The sequence below is a fragment of the Nonomuraea mesophila genome (assembly GCF_004352805.1).
Classification (GTDB): Bacteria; Actinomycetota; Actinomycetes; order Streptosporangiales; family Streptosporangiaceae; genus Nonomuraea; species Nonomuraea longispora.
In genome coordinates this window covers 1-14,834 of record NZ_SMLD01000210.1, presented here as the reverse complement: position 1 = coordinate 14,834, position 14,834 = coordinate 1, and the positions used below count along the sequence as shown (strand labels likewise).

14 protein-coding genes and 1 pseudogene are annotated in these 14,834 nt (G+C 71.1%); 4 read left to right on the top strand and 11 right to left on the bottom strand.

All coding sequences use genetic code 11. The features are described from left to right. Nucleotides 1-300, bottom strand: a pseudogene (locus E1295_RS42720) (hypothetical protein); the annotation flags it as partial. A gap of 28 nt (nt 301-328) precedes the next feature. Between E1295_RS42720 and E1295_RS42715 the strand changes: the two are divergent. Together E1295_RS42715 and E1295_RS42710 are read left to right on the top strand one after the other, a co-directional pair. After that, complete coding sequence (locus tag E1295_RS42715; RefSeq protein WP_132640180.1) at nt 329-1,063, top strand: alanyl-tRNA editing protein; 735 nt, start codon at nt 329-331, stop codon at nt 1,061-1,063. Nucleotides 1,064-1,115: 52 nt separating this feature from the next. Further along, a complete protein-coding gene (locus tag E1295_RS42710; RefSeq protein ID WP_246081062.1) occupies nt 1,116-2,720 on the top strand; it encodes a DUF2207 domain-containing protein in 1,605 nt (534 codons plus the stop codon). Nucleotides 2,721-2,732: 12 nt separating this feature from the next. Here the strand turns inward: E1295_RS42710 and E1295_RS42705 are convergent, their stop codons facing one another. Next, a complete protein-coding gene (locus E1295_RS42705; RefSeq protein ID WP_132640178.1) occupies nt 2,733-3,647 on the bottom strand; it encodes an asparaginase in 915 nt (304 codons plus the stop codon). Nucleotides 3,648-3,707: 60 nt separating this feature from the next. Between E1295_RS42705 and dtd the strand changes: the two genes are divergently transcribed. Then, nucleotides 3,708-4,133, top strand: a complete 426-nt coding sequence (dtd, locus tag E1295_RS42700) for a D-aminoacyl-tRNA deacylase (protein ID WP_132640176.1) — start codon at nt 3,708-3,710, stop codon at nt 4,131-4,133. Nucleotides 4,134-4,137: 4 nt separating this feature from the next. On the opposite strand, the gene ygfZ is transcribed toward dtd, so the two are convergent. The 4 genes from ygfZ to E1295_RS42680 form a co-directional block, all read right to left on the bottom strand. Then, nucleotides 4,138-5,076, bottom strand: coding sequence for a CAF17-like 4Fe-4S cluster assembly/insertion protein YgfZ (ygfZ, locus tag E1295_RS42695; RefSeq protein ID WP_132640174.1), 939 nt, complete (start codon nt 5,074-5,076; stop codon nt 4,138-4,140). A 9-nt stretch (nt 5,077-5,085) separates the two neighbouring features. Further along, nucleotides 5,086-5,499, bottom strand: a complete 414-nt coding sequence (locus tag E1295_RS42690) for a Fur family transcriptional regulator (RefSeq protein WP_132640172.1) — start codon at nt 5,497-5,499, stop codon at nt 5,086-5,088. A gap of 324 nt (nt 5,500-5,823) precedes the next feature. Beyond that, the gene (locus E1295_RS42685; protein WP_132640170.1) at nt 5,824-6,120 is read right to left on the bottom strand and encodes a DUF2470 domain-containing protein; all 297 of its coding nucleotides are present in this window, start codon (nt 6,118-6,120) and stop codon (nt 5,824-5,826) included. Nucleotides 6,121-6,124: 4 nt separating this feature from the next. Then, complete coding sequence (locus E1295_RS42680; RefSeq protein ID WP_132640168.1) at nt 6,125-6,613, bottom strand: heme-binding beta-barrel domain-containing protein; 489 nt, start codon at nt 6,611-6,613, stop codon at nt 6,125-6,127. Nucleotides 6,614-6,651: 38 nt separating this feature from the next. Between E1295_RS42680 and E1295_RS42675 the strand changes: the two genes are divergently transcribed. After that, nucleotides 6,652-7,014: a DsrE family protein gene (locus E1295_RS42675; protein ID WP_132640166.1), complete on the top strand. Its 363-nt coding sequence runs from the start codon at nt 6,652-6,654 to the stop codon at nt 7,012-7,014. On the opposite strand, the gene E1295_RS42670 is transcribed toward E1295_RS42675, so the two are convergent. The 5 genes from E1295_RS42670 to E1295_RS42650 all read right to left on the bottom strand — a co-directional run. Next, the gene (locus E1295_RS42670; RefSeq protein WP_132640164.1) at nt 7,008-7,805 is read right to left on the bottom strand and encodes an ArsR/SmtB family transcription factor; all 798 of its coding nucleotides are present in this window, start codon (nt 7,803-7,805) and stop codon (nt 7,008-7,010) included. The genes E1295_RS42675 and E1295_RS42670 overlap by 7 nt on opposite strands. A gap of 108 nt (nt 7,806-7,913) precedes the next feature. Continuing rightward, nucleotides 7,914-8,627, bottom strand: coding sequence for a type 1 glutamine amidotransferase (locus tag E1295_RS42665; RefSeq protein WP_132640162.1), 714 nt, complete (start codon nt 8,625-8,627; stop codon nt 7,914-7,916). Further along, nucleotides 8,617-9,846 carry a MurT ligase domain-containing protein gene (locus E1295_RS42660; protein ID WP_132640160.1) on the bottom strand — a complete coding sequence of 410 codons (1,230 nt, stop codon included), beginning with the start codon at nt 9,844-9,846 and terminating at the stop codon, nt 8,617-8,619. The genes E1295_RS42665 and E1295_RS42660 overlap by 11 nt, the downstream gene beginning before the upstream one ends. A gap of 72 nt (nt 9,847-9,918) precedes the next feature. Further along, nucleotides 9,919-12,912: an ATP-binding protein gene (locus E1295_RS42655; protein WP_132640158.1), complete on the bottom strand. Its 2,994-nt coding sequence runs from the start codon at nt 12,910-12,912 to the stop codon at nt 9,919-9,921. Nucleotides 12,913-12,983: 71 nt separating this feature from the next. Continuing rightward, on the bottom strand, nt 12,984-14,834 hold a 1,851-nt coding region (locus E1295_RS42650), incomplete at its 5' end, for a hypothetical protein (protein WP_132640156.1).

The window sequence follows — 14,834 nt, the reverse complement described above, 5'->3', positions numbered from 1 at the left end:
CCCCACCCGGCCCTCGCTGAGATAGCCGGTGCCGCCCGCGCCCGCGATGACCGGCTGCCAGCCCAGCAGGCGCGCGGCCTGCGCGGCGTAGGTCTCCCAGCGCGGCACCGGCCCCGACCCGACGGTGAAGCTGTCACCCACGAACATCACGACCGGCGTGGCCGGCCGCACGACGGGCGTGGCGGGCACGAGCGGCGGGGAGGCCTCCGCGCCGGCGTTGCACCCGCACAGGAACGCCGTGCACAGGCCCATCAGCGCGAGAACCGGCGCGATCCGGGAGCGACACGTCAGGCCGCGCATGACCACCTCTGAGGGCTAGGCTGCCGATATGACCTACGACCTCCACGGGCGGACGCAACGGCTCGAACTGTCAGACCAGGATCTTCGCGACTTCGAAGCCGTGGTGCTGGAGTCGTCGCCTGAGGGGATCGTGCTGAGCAGGTCGGCATTCTATCCAGGTGGGGGCGGCCAGCCGGCGGATCACGGAGTTCTGCTCTGGCAGGGGGTCGAGACCCGCATCGTCGGGGCGCGCAAGGGCGACGACCTCCAGCTGATCCCGGCGGAGGGCGACCCCGTCCCGCCGGCCGGCACGGTGGTCGAGGCCGCGGTGGCCGACGAGCGGCGTTCGGCCCTGATGCGCACCCACTCGGGGCTGCACGTGCTGTGCGGAGTGGTGTTCCGCGACTACGGCTGCCTCGTCACCGGCGGCAACATGGACGAGCTGGCCGCCAGGATGGACTTCAACCTGCCCGAGGTGCCCCCGGGGTTCAAGGAGGCCGTCGAGGACGCCTGCAACGCCGAGATCGCCGCCGACCGGCGCATCGACGTGCGCGTGCTGCCGCGGGCCGAGGCGTTCGCCATCCCCGACATCATCCGCACGGCCACCAACCTCGTGCCCGAGACCGTGCAGGACGTGCGCATCGTCGACGTCGTCGGCCTTGACACCCAGGCCGACGGCGGCACCCACGTGGCCTCCACCAAGCAGATCGGTCACATCAAGGTCGCCAAGATCGAGAGCAAGGGCCGCGGGTTCCGCCGCCTGCGCATCCAGATCTCCAGCTGACCGATGTGCACCACGCTGGACTGATAGGTCCGAACCGATACGATTTGCCGCCATGGGTATCAGACTCACGATGGCCGCCGTCGCGGCCACCGCTCTGACGTTGACCGCAGCCCCCGCCATGGCGGCGCAGGCCGGGATAACGGACGAGGTGACGATGACCCTCGGCAAGGACGGCACCCTGCACGTGGTCGAGAAGATCACGGGGGCGTCGGGGGGGCTCAAGCGCACGTTCATCACCAGGACCAGGCACGACGACGACAACGACCGCCTTTACCAGATCTCCAACGTCAAAGGCGGCACCTACGCCGACGGCGTGCTCACCGTGACGGGCGGGACGGTGGAGTACGACGTCAAGGGCGCGGTGACGCCGTCAGGCGGCGTCGAGGAGCTGCGCTGGTTCGCCGTGAACGGCTGGAACCAGCAGGTCGCCAAGGCGACCGTCAAGGTGAGCGGCCCGGGGCAGGTGCAGAACCTGTCCTGCTTCGCCGGCGAGCTGACCTCGGCGATCGGCTGCACCTCGGCGTCCATGGACCACACGGCCACCCAGGCCGAGTTCGAGCAGGAGAACATCGCACCGGGCGACGCGCTGACCGTGGTCGTCGGTTATCCGAAGGGTTCCAGCACCGGCACCCCCATCCTGGAGAGACGGTTCTCACTGGCCTCCGCGTTCACCCTCGACCTCGTCACCGGCGGCGCCCTGGCCGCGCTGCTGGTCCTGCTGCTCGGCGGGTTCGGCCTGCTCTACTGGACGCGCGGCCGGGACGCCCGGGTCGCCGACCACGACAAGGACGCGATCAACCCGGTGCAGAACGGGCATTTCGCTCCGCCCGACGGAGTACGTCCCGGCCAGATCGGCACGCTCGTGGACGAACAGGCCGACGTCGTCGACGTCACGGCCACGATCGTCGACCTCGCGGTCCGCGGCTACCTGCGCATCGACGAGCAGCCCCGCCAGACGTACGACGCGCCCGACTGGATGCTCGTCAGGCTGCCCAGCGCGCCCGTCAACACGCTTCTGCCGTACGAGCGGGCGCTCTACGACGCCATCTTCGACGGCCGTGACGCGGTGCTGCTGTCGCAGTTGTCCGGTTCGTTCACCTCCCATCTGGGCGAGGTGCGCGACGCCCTCTACGCGGACGTGGTCGAGCAGGGCTGGTTCGCCCGGCGCCCCGACACCGAGCGCACCCGGTGGACGACCATCGGCGTGGTGCTCATCGGCGTGGGCCTGCTGTCGACGGTCGCGCTGGCCTGGTTCACGACGTACGGGCTGCTCGGGCTGGCGGTGATCATCGCGGGTGGCGCGCTGGCCGTCGGCGGGCAGTACATGCCGGCCAAGACCGCGAAGGGCTCGGCGGCGCTGGCGCACACCATGAACTTCCGCGACTTTCTCTTCTCCGGCGAGCTGGGCGACGTGCCCGAGCAGCACAGGGTGGAGCTGTTCTCCCGCTATCTCCCCTATGCCGTGATCTTCGACGGGGTGGAACACTGGTCGCGGGTGGTGGCCTCGGTCACGGGCAACGGCCACCAGTCGGACAACCTCTACTGGTATCACGGCCCCGCGGAGTGGGACCTGTCGAAGTTCGCCGGCTCGATGCGTACGTTCACCACGACGACCTCGGGCGCCATCTCCGCCAGCCGGCAGTTCCGCACCCTCTGACGCGGGCCCCGCTCAGCGCAGGCGGACCCGTAGCTCGCCGACCGGACGGCCGCCGCCGAGCACCGGCGGGGCGCCCAGCTCGGCCAGCTCGGGGGCGTCGAGGCCGAGGGAGCGCAGCGCCGCCACCGTGACGGCGACGCGGGCGCGCTGCGAACCGTCCTCGATCTTGATGATGCCGGCCCGCCCGTCCTCGAACACGAACGCGTCGAACGCCTCAGCGCCCGCCTTCACCATGAGCCCGGGCAGCGCCCGCATGAGCGCGGCCTCCGGCCGCTCGGTGCCGGAGGTCCATTCGGGGTGGGTGCGCATCGCGTCGAAGATCTTGCGTTCGTACGAGTCGGGCGACGACAGCGCGTACGCACGGAACGCCTTGACCACCCCGAGCATCGACACGAACATCAGCGGCGCCCCGCACCCGTCGACTCCGGTGGCCGCGATCCGCTCCCCCGTCAGCTCCTCCACCGTCTCGCGGATCGTGCGCTGAAGCGGATGGCTGGGCTCCAGGTAGGTCTCCGTCGGCCAGCCGTTGGCCACGCAGGTGGCCAGCATGGCGGCGTGCTTGCCGGAGCAGTTCATGTGGACGCGGCTGCGCTCGGTCACCGTCCGGTCGAACGGGTGGTCCTCAGGGCAGCGCAGGGCCGTCTCCTCCAGCCCCACCTCGGCGAGGATCTTCCTGACGCCGTCGACGTGGAACGGCTCGCCGGAGTGGGAGGCGCAGGCCAGCGCGAGCAGCTCGTCCTCCAGCCGCAGGCCGGCGCGGAGCATGCCGAGCGCCTGCAGCGGCTTCAGCGACGAGCGTGGCGAGGCGGGCACGTGCACCGCGCCCCTGGTCTCGGCCAGGCGCCCTTCGGCGTCCACGGTCAGCATGCGGGCCTGATGCGTGGACTCCACGAACCCCGACCTGACGACTTCCACAACCACCGACATGTCACGACCCCTTTCTGGACGAGTCTACGGACGGTTCCATCTGGGCCAGAATGGATGTCCATGCGAGCAGTCGTACAACGAGTGAGTTCGGCATCGGTCGAGGTGGACGGGCGGACGGCGGGGGCGGTCACCGAGCCGGGCCTGCTCGTCCTGGTGGGCGTCACCCACAGCGACACGCGCGCCGAGGCCGCCAGGCTCGCCGCCAAGCTGTGGGGCCTGCGCGTCCTGCACGGCGAGAAGTCGTGCTCCGACGTGTCGGCGCCGCTCCTCGTGATCAGCCAGTTCACGCTCTACGGTGACGCCCGCAAGGGCCGCCGGCCCACCTGGCAGGCCGCGGCCCCTGGGCCGGTCGCCGAGCCGCTGGTGGAGGCCGTCGTGGACGAGCTGCGCGCGCTGGGCGCGCACGTGGAGACCGGGGTGTTCGGCGCCGACATGAAGGTCTCGCTCGTCAATGACGGCCCCATCACCATCGTTCTGGAGGTGTGAGGCCTCAGCGGATCCGGCGGCGCAGCGACGGGTCGATGGTGACGTTGCGGCCCGCGTCGGGCGGCACGATGACCTCCTGCGTGGCGGCCACCCCGCCGGCCAGCAGCGACGCGTCCACCGGCACCGTGCGCTTGACCACGGCAAGCGCGATCGGGCCCAGCTCGTGGTGGCGTGCCGCCGTGCCGATCACCCCGACCTCCTGGCTTTCGAAGATCACCGGGGCGCCGTGCGGGGGCAGCGTGTCGACGCTGCCGTCGAGGTGGAGGAACACCAGGCGGCGCGGCGGATGCCCCAGGTTGTGCACGCGCGCCACGGTCTCCTGGCCGCGGTAGCAGCCCTTGGTCAGGTGGACGGCCGAGCCGACCCAGCCGACCTCGTGCGGGATGGTCTTGTGGTCGGTCTCGAACCCCAGCCGCGGTCGGCCCGCCTCGATGCGGAGCGCTTCGTAGGCCCACAACCCGGCCAGCGGTCTGCCCAGGTGCTCGCCGAGCTCGGCCCGCGGCACCAGGTGGTCCTCGCCGGCCGTGGACAACACCGCCAGGTCGTCGACCCGTGACACCTCGACCCGCAACATGAACCGCATCCGGTCGAGATAGTCGACGAGGCTCTGCGCGGTGCCCGGCTCGACGTGGGCCAGCACGCTCTCGCCGTCGTCGACCAGCGTCATGTGGTGCTGCACGCGGCCCTGCAGGTCGAGGTCGAGCGTCTGGGTCCACTCGCCGGGGGGCAGCGTGTCGAGCTTCTGCGAGGTCAGGTCGTTGAGCCATTTCAGCCGGTCGGCGCCCGCGACGCGGATCACCTCGCGGTTGCTGCGGTCGACGACCGCCTCCCCCTTGGCCAGCGCACGCTGCTCGGCGAACAGGTCGCCGTAGTGGGCGGCTACGTCGGAGTCCGGCTCGTCGGCGGCGACGGCACCGGGAAGGTCGAGCAGAGGGCTACGCATGCCCCCAGGCTATCGGCAGTCGCGACAGCGCCCGAAGACGGTCAGGTGGTGCACGTCGGCGACGAACCCGAGCTCTGCGTCGAGGCCCTTGACCAGGCCGTCGGCCATCTCGGGGCGCACCTCGATCACCTCGTCGCAGCCCCGGCACACCAGGTGCACGTGGTCGGCCTCGGAGGCCAGGTGGTAGGTCGGCGCTCCGTGCCCGAGATGGGTGTGGGTGACCAGGCCGAGCTCTTCGAGCAGCTCCAGCGTGCGGTAGACCGTCGAGATGTTGACGCCGCGGGCCGTCTCACGGACCTTGACGCAGATCTCCTCCGGCGTGGCGTGCATCAGCTCCTTGACCGCCTCGAGGACGAGCTGGCGCTGGGGGGTCACGCGGTAGCCCTTGGCGCGGAGTTGCTCGTGCCACTGCGTCTCCGTCATGCCCCGAGTGTAAGGCGCGTGGCCGGGACCTGCTGCCGGACGGCCGGACGATATTTGCTTGCCCCTTCGGCGGGGGAGCACATAACTTCGTTGGTACGCGGAAAGGAGGTGGTCCTAACAATGGTGATTCATAGTTGGACTAGCGAGGTGGTTGTCCGCTAGCGCTGCGGACTCGTTGTCTCGTGGCGTTCGCGAATACGAGGCAACCGCCGGGGCCCCTGGCAGCCGGAGGGCGGGATGTCATCCCGACCATGGTCCATCCGGCCCGTCTGCTCGGCAGGCGGAGTGTCGCCCGGGGCCCTTCTTCATGTCCGGACCCGTGTGTCAGTGCTGACCCCTGGGTGAGATGCCCAGCTTCTCGCACGCGTCGCGGTAGAGGCGTACGACGGCCATGCGCACCTGCGAACGCTGGGTCAGCGTCTCGCCCCACGGCACCCGCACCCGCTCGCCGCCGTCCACCGTGAACTCGATGCCTTCGGCGTCGACGTCGCTCGTCACGGCGGTCGTCGCCTCCGGCCGGCCTCCGAGCCCGCGTACGATGATCAGTGCGTCGTCGGGGTGGTCGTCGTTCATGTGACTTTTGATCGCCTGGACGGCGGCGGGTGTGAATGGCGTGCTCATCGGCTCACGCTACCTTCTTCAGCTCCGCCGACATGTGGTCGGTGAGCGGGTGTCCGACGGCGGCCATCTCGTAGGCCCACATGAGATTGCCGTTGACGAGGCCGTAGAGCCGGTGACCCGCGGTGTATTCCTTGGCCGACTCCGTGCGCGCCACCACGTCGGTGCGCAGCTCGATCTTGTTGAAGACGACCTCGCCGATGTAGATCTCGACGATGCCGGTCGGGTGCGCGAGCACCACCTCGACCTGCCTGCCGGGCTGCGGGCGCCAGTAGCCCGACTCCGTGGCCAGCGGCCTGACCCGGTTGCCGGCGTCGTCGAGCAGCCACGTGCGGCTGACGTACGTCAGGAACGGTTTGCCGTTGTGGCCGAACTCGATCTCCTGCCCGAAGTTGAAGCTCTCGATCGTCGGGTAGCCGCCCACGCCGGCGCCTTCCCACCGCCCCAGCAGGAACGCGATCGGCTCCAGGTCGGGGTGCACCTCAGGTTCTTCCATGCTCCCCAAGCGTAGTGCGGGGCGTTAGGGTGACGGGCATGGCACGATCTCTGGTGATCAAGGTGACCGCGGGAGCCGACGCGCCCGAGCGCTGCAACCAGGCGTTCACGGTCGCGGCCGCCGCGCTCGCGAGCGGTGTTCCCGTTTCTCTCTGGCTGACCGGCGAGGCGTCGTGGTTCGCGCTGCCGGGGCGGGCCAAGGAGTTCAGCCTGCCGCACGCCGCCGATCTCAGCGATCTGCTCGACGCCGTGCTGGCCGGCGGGCGGGTGACGCTCTGCACGCAGTGCGCCGCCCGCAGGGAGATCACCGTCGACGACCTCATCGACGGGGTGCGCATCGCCGGGGCGCCGGCGTTCGTCGAGGAGGCGGTCGCCGAGGGCGCCCAGGCCCTCGTCTACTGACCGGCCGCCGCGGGGAGCGGCTCGCCGGTCTCCAGCAGGGTCTTCAGGCTGCTGGCCAGTTCGGGCCAGCCTTCGCTGACGGCGTCGCGCACGGCGCTGTCCGGCGGGAAGCCGCCGTGCACGATGGTCAGCCTGACCATCTCGCCGGCCTGCCCGATCTCGAAGGTCACCGTTGACCTGGGCTCCGCGGCCATCTCGGCGCGCGTCTCGCCGCTCAGGCCGACGCTCTCGGCGAACTCCGGCGTGAAGGTGTGCCACGTGTACGCCAGCCGGCGCGGCGGGTCGGCCTCCAGCACGACCTGTTCGGGGTCCTCCATCGTGACGCCGAACTGCTTCCAGGTCACGGTCGATCCGACCGTCCAGTCGGATTCGAGCTCCACGCCCCAGTAGCGCCTGGTGAACGCGGGATCGGTCAACGCCTGCCAGAGGCGTTCCGGTGTGGTCCTGATGTAGGTCGTGTAGACGAAATCGTGGCTCGTCATGGAAGTGCTCTCCAATGCCGTCTTGAGGTCGCTCAGGGCGCGGGCCCGGTGGCGGTCGTATCGGGTGATCCAGCGGTCCGCGATGGCGTTGATCGGCACGGCGTTGAGGTGGTGCAGCTTCTCCCGGCCGCGCCACACGGTGGTCACCAGGTTGGCCGCCTCCAGCACCCCCAGATGCTTGCTGACCGACTGCCTGGCCATGTCGAGCTCCGCGCACAGCTCGCGAAGGGTCTGCCCGCTGCGCGTGTTCAGGCTGTCCAGCAGCCTGCGCCGGCTGGGGTCGGCCAGCGCCTTGAACACCTCGTCCATCTACCGCCGTCCCAATTCATGCAGCCTTGCGGCTGCCTTTTTCACGATAGGCAGCCAATTGGCTGCATGTCAACGGGCGTACGCCTCTTCGGCCCGGCGGTTCGGCGGTCAGTCGGGCAGGACGGACGCGAGGCGTTCCTGGCGGAGGGCTTCGTAGCGGGAGTCGTCGAGCGGCGCCAGGTCGCCCACGCACCACGAGAGCAGCAGGTCGGCCAGCGCCGGGTTGCGGGCCAGGGCGGGGCCGTGGAGGTAGGTGCCGACCACGTGGCCCGCGTAGCACCCTTCGAACCCGTTGCCGTTGCCGGTGCCCACGATCGTCCTGGACAGGGCCTTGACGCCGGGGCCGAGGTGGGTGACGCCCATGTGGTTCTCGAAGCCCGTCAGCGTGGGCAGGTTGAGCGCGGCGTCGACCTCCGCCACCAGCTCGCCCACCGCCCGCGCCGGCCCGCGGGAGCTGGAGATGTCGAGCAGCCCGATGCCGTCGACCGGCTGGCCCTCCTCGCCGCCGAACGTGCTGCCCATGATCTGGTAGCCGGCGCACACCGCCAGCAGCACCGCGCCGCCGGCGATGGCGCGGTGCAGGCCGCCGTCCCTGCGCAGGCGCTCGGCGGCCAGGATCTGGGGGCGGTCCTCGCCGCCGCCGATGAGATAGAGGTCGCCGGTCTCGGGCACCGGGTCGGCCGAGCGTACGTGGATCGTCTCCGTCTCGACCCCCCGCAGCTGCGCCCGCCGCTCCAGGACGAGCACGTTGCCCTGGTCGCCGTAGGTGCTCAGCAGGTCAGGGTAGATCCAGACGATACGCAGGGCGCTGTCAGACGGCACGACCGAACTCCGATCGGATCTGCTGGAAGGCGGTGTAGTTGGCGATCACGTCGACCTTGCCGGGCGGCTGCATGGCCAGCGCCTCGGTGAACGTGTCGCACAGCGTGAACGGCACCTCGGCCACGTCGAGCCGGAGCGCCAGGTCGAGGCGGCGCTCGCCGGTGACGAACACGGGCCGGCCGCGCAGGATGCGGTAGTCGACGTCCCACAACCACGACGTGTCGCGGCCGTCGGGGCCCTGGGCGTTGACCGACAGGATGATGGGCAGCTGCGGGTCTGCGACGTCGAACGCCTCCAGCCACCCCGCAGGATTCTTCGACAGCAGCAGCCGCGCGTAGCGGCCGTCACGCTCGACCGTGGTGTAGCGGCCCGCGACCGAGGTGACCTCGCGCAGCCGGGGCAGCGCCCGGTCGACCGGCACCCCGAACGCCGCCGCCACCGCCAGCGCCATCACGGCGTTGGAGCGGTTGGCCTGGCCGGGCAGCTGGATGTCGAGCAGCCACCGCTCGCCGGCGGGGTCGAGCGCCACGTCGTCGTCGACCGCCCACTGGGGCTCCGGCCGGTGGAAGGTGCACTCGCGGCACGCCCAGTCGGCGTCCTTGCGGTCGAGCGGGCCGCCGCACTCGGGGCAGCACCAGGAGTCTTCCTTCCACCGCTGCCCGCCGGCGACCCAGGTGACCTTGGCGGCCGTGGAGGCGCCCCAGGTGACGAGCGGGTCGTCGCAGTTGGCGATGACGTGGGTGGGCTTGCCCGACAGCGCCCTGCGCCACTTCTGCGCGAGCAGCCAGATCTCGGCGGCGCGGTCCATCTGGTCGCGGCTGAGGTTCATCAGGCAGACGACGCCCGCCCCGGTGGTGTCGAGCACCTCGGGCAGGTATTTCTCGTCCACCTCGAGCACGCCGTAAGGGGCTCCCTTGTGCTGGGACAGCGCCGAGACGTGGCCGGCCGGCATGTTGGCCCCGAACGCGTTGGTCGCCACCTCGCCGAGCTCCAGGAGCGCCGAGGTGACGAGCCTGGTCGTGGTCGTCTTGCCGTTGGTCGCGCTGATCAGCGCCAGCTTGCGGTCGTGGGCCAGCTTGCGCAGCAGGTCGGGCTCGAGCAGCAGCCCGACCCGCCCGCCGATCACCGAGCCGTCACCGCGCCCGGTCATCCTGGACAGCGTGGCGGCACTACGGCCCAGGGCACTGGCGAGTTGCGCCCGCAGAGGAAGCTGGGTCATGTGCATGGATCCTAGTCGTGGTTGACCCCTTCGCCCGCCTACGTGAAGCAAAACACGGCCCTGGAGCCACCCTCAGGACGCCGGAACGGGGGCGGGCGACGGCGCCGCCGGCTCGGCGAACGTGATCTCCGGAGCACCGCCCTGGTCGAACGGCAGGACGAAGCGGCGCGGCCACGACAGCACCCCCTCCAGCCACCCGGCCCCCATCGTCTGCCCCACGTGCCGGAGCCGGGCCGAGGCCTCGATGCCGATGGCGACCGTCATGACGTCCCGCTGCACGGACTCGTTCTCGTCGTCCCCGAGGATCACCCGCCAGGCCAGCTCCCTGTTGCGGTCCATCTCCATCGACAGCGGGTGGTGGCGCAGCGCCTTGGCGCGGTGGCCGAGCAGCTCGGTGGGTGCGAGGTCGCCGACGCCGTTGCCGTTCGGCTGGCGGAAGAGGGCGTACTCCATGTGCGGCGCGGGGGTGCGCAGGTCGGGGGCCGGGCGGCCGTACGGGAAGAGCCGGTCCACCTCGTGCAGCCAGCGCACCTGCGGGATGACCCACGACGCCCCGGGCCGTTCGCCGCCGTTGTCGAGCGTGGCGAGCAGCCGCGTGGCCGTCTCCGCGGCCTTCTCCGTCAGCAGCGCGGGGTCGAACCAGCTCCGCAACGCCCAGGCCCGCCGCTGCACCGAGCGTTCGATCAGGGTGGCCAGCAGGCACTCCCTGCGCCGCGCCGGCAGGTCGGCCCAGGCGGCCGACAGGGAACGCGGCACGCCGGGCAAAGGCCGGTTGCTGACGAACGCCAGGACGACCGTCTCGCACCAGATCCGCAGCCACGCCCACTCCGGCGCGTCGGCGAGCACGTCGGCCTCGCGCAGCTCGACCAGCGTGCACGCCTGCCCGGTGCGGCACTGCTTGCCGCAGGCCGCGGACCTGCGGCCGCGGATGGGCGGCGGCGGTCCCGGCACGATCTTCTCCCTCGACTCCCCCAGCGGCACGCGCACCCGCAGCGGCCGGTCCATGCCGTCCGCGAAGACCGCGGCCGAGCCCGGCTGCAGCGAGACGACGTGGCGGGACTGCTCCTCGCTGAGGTTCATGGCGGCGCCGACGAGCCTCCTGTCGTCCTCGGCGGGCAGCCGGTGCACGACCTTCAGCGCGGTGTTCTTGACGACGTCGGAGACGAGCTTGGTCGGGATCTGCTCGGCGACCACGATGCCCTCGCCGTACGCCCTGATCTCGGCGAGCAGGCCGGCCAGCAGCTCGACGGCGTGGGTGGAGGCGCGGCCGTGGCCGCGGTCGCGCAGCAGCCGGTGGGCTTCCTCGATCACGATGACGTGCCGCAGCTCGGGCGACTTCTCCCGCCTGGCCCGCATGCGCAGGTGCTCCACGATCCTGATGATCAGCGTGCCCATGAGGAACGCCTTGTCCTCGTCGTTGGCGACGTCCTCGATGGCGAGGACGACGTCGCGTTCCAGCAGGCCGCCGATGTCGGCGGGGTGCCCGCCCTCGAAGAAGCGGCCCGCCGAGCCGACGCGCAGGGAGCGCAGCCGCAGCGAGATGAAGCCCTCGACGTCGGCCTGGACCTCGCGGCCGTAGCCGATCTCCTTGATGACGTCCATGGCGTGCTGCTGGAGCTGTTCGAGGGTGGGGACGCTGGGCGGGACGTTCGCGCCGGGCACGGCGCCGCCCGTGACGACGTCCCAGCCGGTGGCCTCGTAGACGCGCTGCAGGGCCAGCGACATGATCTGCGGGAACGGCTCCTCGGCGTCGAACGCGGCCATGAACAGCGCCCTGACCATGTCGATGTGCGCCTGGACGGGGTAGCCGGGCTCGGGTTCGAGCGGGTTGATGCTGAACGGCACGCCGTCGGGCGCCGACGGGTTGATCACCGTGAGGGGGTCGTCGATCCGGCCGGCCATGGCGGCGTACTCCGACTTGGCGGGTTCGATGGCCAGCCACGGGATGCGGGCCCTGCTGAGCTGCTCCAGCAGGTGCCGGACGGTCTGCGACTTGCCGGAGCCGGTCGCGCCCGTGATGAACGCGTGCCGGTTGAGCGTGGCCAGCGGCACCTGGAACATGCCGACGCCCCTGTCCTGGCCGTCGAGGATCTCGCCCAGCTCCAGCTCGCCCCCGTCGGCCTCGGACGTCACGTCGAAGAAGCCCGAGTCGAGCACCCGTACCCCTGGCACCTCCCGCCGGGGCAGCCCCGCCAGCGCGGCCAGCGCGCCCGCGGTCGCGGCGAACGGCGCCGCCGCCCCGTCGGACGGGTCCTGCATGGTGATGGCGAGGGCCTCCGACAGCGCGTGCACGGCGCCGTGCGAACTGCGCAGCCGGTACGGGTGGTGGCTCATCTCGACGGACCCGACGAGCACGGGCGCGATCTGCCGCAGTTCCTCGGCGGTGGCGCCGCCGGCCAGCACGCGAACGTTCCAGAGCCCCGCCTCGCGGAAGGCGTCCAGCTCCTGCATGCGGCGCTCGGCGCGCTCGGCGTCGAAGCGGGAGCGCTCGGAGGCGTCGCCGTACTGCCTGAGCACGTTGAGCTGGGTACGCAGGTGCGCCACCTCGGCGTCGAGCAGATCGGTCGGCTCGGCCACCACCAGCCACGCGAAGGGCCGCGACATGAGCGTCACCAGCGTCGACTCGAACAACGTCGGACGCTTCAGCTCGTCGGGGTCGAGTTCGGAGTATTCGCGCCCCCTGCCGCCCAGCGGCGGCGCCTGCCGCCCCGGGCACGGCGTCCAGACCAGGTCGGCCAGGTCGGCGAGGTATTCCTCGTCGAGCTGCACACCACGCGCCCCTCCGGGGAACAGCAGCGGTTGCGGCCCGCTCGGCCGGCCCGGCGAGTCGGTGGACCTGCGCGGTTGGCGCGGCGGCGAGAGCGGCCCCGCGTTCGTGATGAGTTCGAGCGGCGCACCCGACCCTCTCGACAACCAGCCGATCACGAACGGCCGGTCACGCTGCGCCGCCGAGAGCACCGCGGGAAGCACGGTGACGAAATCCCATTCCGCCGACGAACTTCGCGAGGGTGCTGCGATCGACTGGATCCGGTACCAGGGTCCGCTCAGCGAGACGCTCGGCTGCATTTCATTCCCCCACAGACGGTTCTTTGTTAAATTCCGCCAACCGTCAGCTCGTCGCCTTGACATTGACCATGTCATTGCCTGCCCTTGCGCCAGTCCAGGCGTGGCGGTGGTGGCCCGAGGTTCGGAGGGGGCTCTCCGTCGCCGTCCTGAGCGTGCGGGTCGAGGGACAACACGGCGTGGCGCACGTCCTCCAGTTCGCCGAGAGTGGTCTTGGGGAAGGACAGGATGGCCGGGTTGGCGTCGGCGAGCCGGACCCGCCTGCCCTGGGAGGTGGCGTCCGTGACGATCACCGACGTGGTGGGCAGCTGCTGGAGCTGGTGCGGCTCGACGAGGAACTCGCGCGAACGTTGCAGCACCCGCTCCTTCTCCGAGATCTTGTCGGCGGTCCTGCCCCACTCGGTGGACTCCGCGATGTCGCCGGCCAGGTCGTGGCTCTCGTCGCGGTCCTGCGGGTCGTCCTCCACCTGCGCGACCGTGGAGATGTAGCCGCCGTCGAGCCCCGGCAGCGAGTCGCTGATGGTCTCGGTGAGCTGGGCCAGCTCCAGCCGGTGCTCGGTGCCGACGTGCTCGCTGGCGACGCGGGCGTCCTCGGCGTTGCCGAGCCGCATGAACGCCACCGCCGCGTGCCCGCGGCCCAGCCGCTCGCGTACGGTCGGCGTCAGCGACCTGTACGTCAGCACGAGCCCCGTACGCGAGGTCTCGCAGGCGTCCATCAGCCGGTCGAGCACGTCGCCCCTGAGCTTGTCCGCGCCCGCGACGATGATCGTGTGGTACCAGGGCCGGTCCGAGGCGGGCGACTGGCGCAGGATGTGGGTGAGCGCGGTGGCCACGTACGTGCCGAGCACCCGGTTGCCGAACACGCCCGCCTGGCGGTCCATGCTCACCACGCGCAGGCGGGCGGGCGGCAGGCGTACGGCCTCGGTGCCGAGCGACTCCAGCTTGCGCAGCTGCGACTCCAGCGCCCAGGCCCGCTCGATCACCACGCGGTCGCTCACCCCGCGGCCGAACAGTGTGCCGATGCGCTCCAACTGCGTAGCGGTGAGCAGCCCGAACCTCAGGTCGTCGCGCGGGTCGCCCACCTGCGCCAGCGCCCGCAGCGCGGCGGTGACCTGGCTGATCGTGGCGTTCTCCCCGAGCACTTCGAGCACCCGCTCCAGGATCGCGTTGTCGAAGCTGAGGTCGCGGGTGCTGCGGTGCTCCTCGCTGACGCTCACCACGTGCGCCAGCACGTCGGCGAACGCCTCGGGCTTGAGCGTGGCGCCCAGGTCGAGCTTGGGCAGGTCGGTCGGGAGCACCCAGACCAGCGGGTCGTCGCCGCCCTTGCGGGCCAGCTCGATCAGGTCCTTCGCGATCGCGCCCTCCGACAGGTCGAGCACGGTCAGGTGGCCGCCGCTGTAGAGCCGGGTCGCCCCGAGCAGGGTGATCAGCGCCGACCACCCGGGTAACGTGCCGCCCGCCACGTCGATGCGGTCGAGCTCGTCGGGCACGGCGACGGCGTACCAGGTGAGCTGCTTGTCGTGGCGGTCCTTCGACTCCTGCCACTCGCGGTAGCGCTGGGCGTGCTCCTCCTGTGCGCGGAACAGCTCCCGGTCGCGTTCGCGGCGCCGGCGTTCGTCCTCGGCCTGCTGCTCCTGCACCCGGTGTTTCACCGCCTTGTCGCCCTGCGCCAGGGCGAACGTGCAGATGCCCGCCGCGCCGCCGGCGGCGACCAGGCCGAGCAGCGCGAACGACCACGCGAGGTAGCCCGCCGCCGCGACGGACAGGATCAGCGCGACCACCACCAGCATGGACGTGCGGAAGCGGCGGAGGGGCCGGCTGAGCATGTCCTCCTGGAGGCGCTCGCGGCGCAGGATCTCAAGCCGGGCGGGGTCGTCCTCGTCGGCTGAGGGCTGCTCCTCGACGGGGGACGGGCGCTTGGGGGG

Bases quoted from the DNA above. Each gene is read 5' to 3' on its own strand.
- E1295_RS42685 (WP_132640170.1), bottom strand. From the start codon at position 6,120: ATGAGCACGCCATTCACACCCGCCGCCGTCCAGGCGATCAAAAGTCAC.
- E1295_RS42660 (WP_132640160.1), bottom strand. From the start codon at position 9,846: ATGACCCAGCTTCCTCTGCGGGCGCAACTCGCCAGTGCCCTGGGCCGT.
- E1295_RS42655 (WP_132640158.1), bottom strand. From the start codon at position 12,912: ATGCAGCCGAGCGTCTCGCTGAGCGGACCCTGGTACCGGATCCAGTCG.
- dtd (WP_132640176.1), top strand. From the start codon at position 3,708: ATGCGAGCAGTCGTACAACGAGTGAGTTCGGCATCGGTCGAGGTGGAC.
- ygfZ (WP_132640174.1), bottom strand. From the start codon at position 5,076: ATGCGTAGCCCTCTGCTCGACCTTCCCGGTGCCGTCGCCGCCGACGAG.
- E1295_RS42710 (WP_246081062.1), top strand. From the start codon at position 1,116: ATGGGTATCAGACTCACGATGGCCGCCGTCGCGGCCACCGCTCTGACG.
- E1295_RS42705 (WP_132640178.1), bottom strand. From the start codon at position 3,647: ATGTCGGTGGTTGTGGAAGTCGTCAGGTCGGGGTTCGTGGAGTCCACG.
- E1295_RS42715 (WP_132640180.1), top strand. From the start codon at position 329: ATGACCTACGACCTCCACGGGCGGACGCAACGGCTCGAACTGTCAGAC.
- E1295_RS42670 (WP_132640164.1), bottom strand. From the start codon at position 7,805: ATGGACGAGGTGTTCAAGGCGCTGGCCGACCCCAGCCGGCGCAGGCTG.
- E1295_RS42690 (WP_132640172.1), bottom strand. From the start codon at position 5,499: ATGACGGAGACGCAGTGGCACGAGCAACTCCGCGCCAAGGGCTACCGC.
- E1295_RS42675 (WP_132640166.1), top strand. From the start codon at position 6,652: ATGGCACGATCTCTGGTGATCAAGGTGACCGCGGGAGCCGACGCGCCC.
- E1295_RS42680 (WP_132640168.1), bottom strand. From the start codon at position 6,613: ATGGAAGAACCTGAGGTGCACCCCGACCTGGAGCCGATCGCGTTCCTG.